At 50.6% G+C, this 4,500-nt stretch carries 5 protein-coding genes and 1 riboswitch; of the genes, 4 read left to right on the forward strand and 1 reads right to left on the reverse strand.

The window, feature by feature from the left end; translation table 11 throughout:
- Nucleotides 1-444 precede the first annotated feature (444 nt).
- From NNO02_RS22635 to rlmA, 4 genes are all read left to right on the forward strand, one after another.
- Nucleotides 445-588, forward strand: coding sequence for a DUF2627 domain-containing protein (locus NNO02_RS22635; RefSeq protein WP_003034983.1), 144 nt, complete (start codon nucleotides 445-447; stop codon nucleotides 586-588).
- A 12-nt stretch (nucleotides 589-600) separates the two neighbouring features.
- The gene (cspE, locus tag NNO02_RS22640) at nucleotides 601-810 is read left to right on the forward strand and encodes a transcription antiterminator/RNA stability regulator CspE (protein ID WP_001062678.1); all 210 of its coding nucleotides are present in this window, start codon (nucleotides 601-603) and stop codon (nucleotides 808-810) included.
- Nucleotides 811-1,029: 219 nt separating this feature from the next.
- Entirely contained in the window at nucleotides 1,030-2,775 is a 1,746-nt protein-coding gene (gene ftsI / locus NNO02_RS22645; RefSeq protein ID WP_271449216.1) for a peptidoglycan glycosyltransferase FtsI, read from the forward strand.
- 63 nt (nucleotides 2,776-2,838) lie between these two features.
- Nucleotides 2,839-3,648 (forward strand): 23S rRNA (guanine(745)-N(1))-methyltransferase, encoded by an 810-nt coding sequence (gene rlmA, locus NNO02_RS22650; protein WP_271455811.1) that lies wholly within the window; start codon nucleotides 2,839-2,841, stop codon nucleotides 3,646-3,648.
- Here the strand turns inward: rlmA and mntP are convergent.
- Entirely contained in the window at nucleotides 3,645-4,211 is a 567-nt protein-coding gene (gene mntP, locus NNO02_RS22655) for a manganese efflux pump MntP (protein WP_271455812.1), read from the reverse strand. The genes rlmA and mntP overlap by 4 nt on opposite strands.
- 131 nt (nucleotides 4,212-4,342) lie before the next feature.
- A riboswitch (yybP-ykoY riboswitch) is annotated at nucleotides 4,343-4,446 on the reverse strand.
- Between the last annotated feature and the right edge of the window lie 54 nt (nucleotides 4,447-4,500).

Raw genomic sequence — 4,500 nt, forward strand, 5'->3', positions numbered from 1 at the left:
GATTAATAATATGATTGTGTCATTTTTGTGATACCGATCGTTTTATTATCAGCGAAACGTTTCTCTTACTTTTTTTTGTGCATTGTCATCATTCTTTCATTATTTTGGTGCAAAACCAGAATGCTGATCTCATTTTTATGCTTGTGATATTTTATGCATTACTCAGCATAAAAAATGATATCCGGCAGAGGCTGTGACAGATAATCTGGAACAGTTCAACCTGATGAGCTATGGTTGAAAAGTCCCTGCTACGGCGCAGGCCAGCCGGGGCAAGGGTGAGAGGCGGGGATATATCTCTACTTGGCCTGGCGCATAACTGTGCAGTTGTTGTTTGATGAACTGCGGGATTTGTGCGACCGATCGAGACACGTTTAAAAATGGCTTGCCATTATTAACGTTGTATGTGATAACACGGTTTGGGTTAAACGAGGTACAGTTCTGTTTATGTGTGGCATTTTCAGTAAAGAAGTCCTGAGTAAACACGTTGACGTTGAATACCGCTTCTCTGCCGAACCTTATATTAGTGCCTCAAGCAGTAATGTCTCAGTTTTATCTATGTTATGCCTGCGGGCGAAGAAAATACTCTAAGGAATTTTGCAAATGGCAAAGATTAAAGGTCAAGTTAAGTGGTTCAACGAGTCTAAAGGTTTTGGTTTCATTACTCCGGCTGATGGCAGCAAAGACGTGTTCGTACACTTCTCCGCTATCCAGGGTAACGGCTTCAAAACTCTGGCTGAAGGCCAGAACGTTGAGTTCGAAATTCAGGACGGCCAGAAAGGTCCGGCTGCTGTTAACGTAACAGCTATCTGATCGACACCACTGATTTGAAGCGCTCAGGCGCAACCAATTCAGATATAAAGCCTCGCTTATGCGGGGCTTTTTAATTCAAATTACGTCAAAATATTTCTGAATGCCTCTCCATTAGTGCTTTGTTGCAAAGGCGTGATGTTCGTAGCATTGTTTTCCCCGCTTTCTCCCGGCAATTCCCGTTAAATCAGTCACCTGAAAAACTATCTTGCTGGAGCCCCGGTGAAAAAGAAAAACGACGGCGATGCGCGCAATTTTACTCCCGTACGTTTTGCCCTGCTTTGTGTGGCAATATTGTTGAGTCTGGGATTGTTGCTTGGTCGTGTTGCGTGGTTACAAATCGTCACCCCTACGAGTCTGGTCAAGCAGGAGGATATGCGTTCGTTACGTGAAGTCACAATCGCCTCACCGCGCGGGATGATTACCGACAGAGAAGGACGTCCCCTCGCAGTAAGCGTGCCGGTGAATGCAGTTTGGGCCGATCCCAAGACCATTATTAGCAAGGGGGGCGTGGGTTATAACGAGCGTTGGCAAGCACTGGCCCGAACCCTGCATCTGTCACTCAGTTCACTGGCGGAACGTGTAAACAGTAACCCTACCGGACGTTTCATCTATCTGGCACGACAGATTTCCCCACAGCAGGCAGAGTGGGTCGATGATCTTAATCTCCCGGGGATCAATCTGCGCGAAGAATCCCGCCGTTTCTATCCCGCAGGTCATGTGGCGGCGAATCTCATCGGCTTTACAAACATTGATGGACAAGGTATTGAGGGCCTGGAGAAAAGCTTCAACAGTCAGTTGATGGGTAAACCCGGCTCTCGTCTTGTGCGCAAAGACAAGTTTGGGCATGTGATTGAAAATATCACGGAAGTGATGCCGGTCCCCGCGCACGAATTGCAGCTCAGTATTGATGAGCGTTTGCAGACGGTGACTGAAGATGCGCTGGACAATGCCGTGACATGGAATAAAGCGGATTCTGGTGCGGCGGTGCTGGTAAGTATTGCCACCGGTGAAATCCTGTCGATGGCAAGTTTTCCCGATTTTAACCCTAATAACCGCGAAGGCGCGGTACTGGATGATTTCCGCAACCGTGCAATTAGTGACACCTTTGAGCCGGGCTCAACCGTAAAACCATTAGTGATCATGACCGCTCTCCAGCAGGGGATTGTGCAGCCTGACAGCGTGATTGATACCCACCCCTTTAATGTTGATGGTCATCGTATCCGCGACGTCGGGTTTTACCCTGAGCTATCGCTTACCGGTATTTTGCAGAAATCAAGCGATACTGGTGTGTCGCACCTATCGCTGGCAATGCCGGTACAGAAACTGCTGGATACCTATAAAAGCTTTGGCTTCGGTGATCCAACCGGCTTAGGTCTCACCGGAGAAAGTAGCGGCTTAATGCCTCAGCGACGTTACTGGAGCGATTTGGATCGCGCGACCTTTGCATTCGGCTACGGGTTAATGGTGACACCGCTCCAACTGGCACATGTTTATGCCACTATCGGCAGTTTTGGCGTCTACCGACCGCTTTCAATTACCCGTATCGACCCACCGGTGATAGGAACTCGTGTAATGCCAGAAGCGCTGGTGCATCAGGTTGAACATATGATGGAAAGCGTTGCGCTACCCGGCGGTGGTGGGACCAAGGCTGCGGTGAGGGATTATCGTGTTGCGGTGAAAACCGGGACGGCAAAAAAAATAGGCGATGACGGTAAGTACGTCGATAAATACGTGGCTTATACGGCAGGGGTTGCCCCTGCCAGTGATCCGAAATTCGCGCTGGTCGTGGTGATAAATAACCCACAAAACGGCGCTTACTACGGCGGTGCGGTATCGGCCCCGGTGTTCAGCCAGATCATGGGGGATGTCCTGCGTCTGGAAAACGTGAAACCCGACGGGATGCCAGCCGATTCTGACCATCTGCTGGTGATGCATGGTAGTAGCCTGGCCTCACCGTCGCTGTAAGTTATTTTCGCGGGGCGCGAATCGCGTTACACTTGCGCCCTTAAATCACCAGCCGGAGTTGTCATGTCGTTTTCCTGTCCCCTTTGTCATCAGCCTCTTACTCAAGCGAATAACAGTTTTGTGTGCCCTGGACGGCATCAGTTTGACGTGGCAAAAGAGGGGTATGTCAACCTGATGCCGGTTCAGCATAAGCGGTCGCGCGATCCGGGTGACAGTGCGGAAATGATGCAGGCTCGCCGGGCATTTCTGGATGCCGGGCACTATCAACCGCTGCGCGATGCGATTGTGAACGCGCTCAGCGAGAGGCTGGGAACAAGTCATGTGTCGATTCTGGATATCGGCTGTGGGGAAGGGTACTACACCCGCGCTTTCGCGGATGCGATAGCGAATGGCTCGACCTTTGGTCTGGACGTTTCGAAGGTGGCGATTAAGGCTGCAGCCCGGCGCTATCCACAAGTGACTTTTTGCGTTGCCTCAAGCCATCGTCTGCCGTTTGCCGATGCGTCAATGGACGCCATCATCAGGATCTACGCACCCTGCAAAGCGCAAGAGCTGGCTCGTGTGGTTAAACCGGGTGGGTGGGTGATTACGGCAACGCCAGGCCCACGGCATTTAATGGAGCTTAAGGGGCTGATTTATGATGAGGTGCGTCTGCATGCGCCTCATACAGAGCAGCTTGACGGCTTTGTCCTGCAACAGAGTATTGCACTGGGGTATCCGATGCCGCTCAATGGTAGTGAGGCGGTCGCATTACTGCAAATGACACCGTTTGCCTGGCGAGCAAAACCGGAAGTCTGGGAGGCGTTGGCGGAGAAATCGGTATTTGACTGCCAGACAGACTTTAGTATTCATATCTGGCAACGTGTAGATTAACCGTGAAAGTGTGCCCAGAGAATCTGGGCACCGATACCAATCAGGACTACCCCACCCAGAATTTCCGCGCGTTTGCCCAACATCGGGCCAATAAAACGCCCGATCATCATCCCGAGAGTAGACATAATTAATGTGGCGCAGCCGATAGCAAGCGCAGTCGCGATGATGTTCACCTGAAGAAAGGCCAGACCTACGCCGACGGCCATTGCATCGAGACTGGTGGCGATTGCGGTGGTAACCAGTAGCCAAAAACCGTGGCGGCGCTGTGGCTCTTCGTCTTCATCGCCATTGTCGCGGAAACCTTCGATTATCATTCGTCCACCTAAAAAGATCAGCAGGATGAAGGCGATCCAGTGGTTCCACTCCAACACGAATTTGCTGGCAAGCATGCCCATTCCCCAGCCAATCAGCGGCGTAAGGGTCTCGACTGCGCCAAAAATAAGGCCGGTACGCAGGGCTTCAGAGAATTTAGGTTTATGTAAGGTGGCGCCTTTGCCAATTGATGCCGCGAAAGCATCCATCGACATGCCGAAAGCGAGAAAAACAGTTGCGGTGATATTCATAACAGCGTCCTGACCGGGGTATTCCATAAAACACATCACTGCCCCCAGTAACCATGCACACTGAGCGGACCCACTGTCTATACAGAGCCATTCAAATATGCATTGCAGTTGATGTGCCTATGGTCTCGCCTGACTAAACGTGATGTTCAGTCCGTACGTGCCACGTTTTTCAACGAGTATGTTGACACGTACATTTCCGGAGTCTGGAAATCGGCTACTCCCCAACGACGGGCGCAACCTTAACATATTTTTGGAATATAAAACAAGAAACGCAGAAATATTATTTGAC

It is taken from the genome of Citrobacter sp. Awk 2 (assembly GCF_028069815.1).
Classification (GTDB): domain Bacteria; phylum Pseudomonadota; class Gammaproteobacteria; order Enterobacterales; family Enterobacteriaceae; genus Citrobacter.

What these genes read in the sequence shown, in the direction of transcription:
- cspE (WP_001062678.1), top strand. Translation starts at nt 601, where the DNA reads ATGGCAAAGATTAAAGGTCAAGTTAAGTGGTTCAACGAGTCTAAAGGT.
- mntP (WP_271455812.1), bottom strand. Translation starts at nt 4,211, where the DNA reads ATGAATATCACCGCAACTGTTTTTCTCGCTTTCGGCATGTCGATGGAT.
- rlmA (WP_271455811.1), top strand. Translation starts at nt 2,839, where the DNA reads ATGTCGTTTTCCTGTCCCCTTTGTCATCAGCCTCTTACTCAAGCGAAT.
- NNO02_RS22635 (WP_003034983.1), top strand. Translation starts at nt 445, where the DNA reads ATGTGTGGCATTTTCAGTAAAGAAGTCCTGAGTAAACACGTTGACGTT.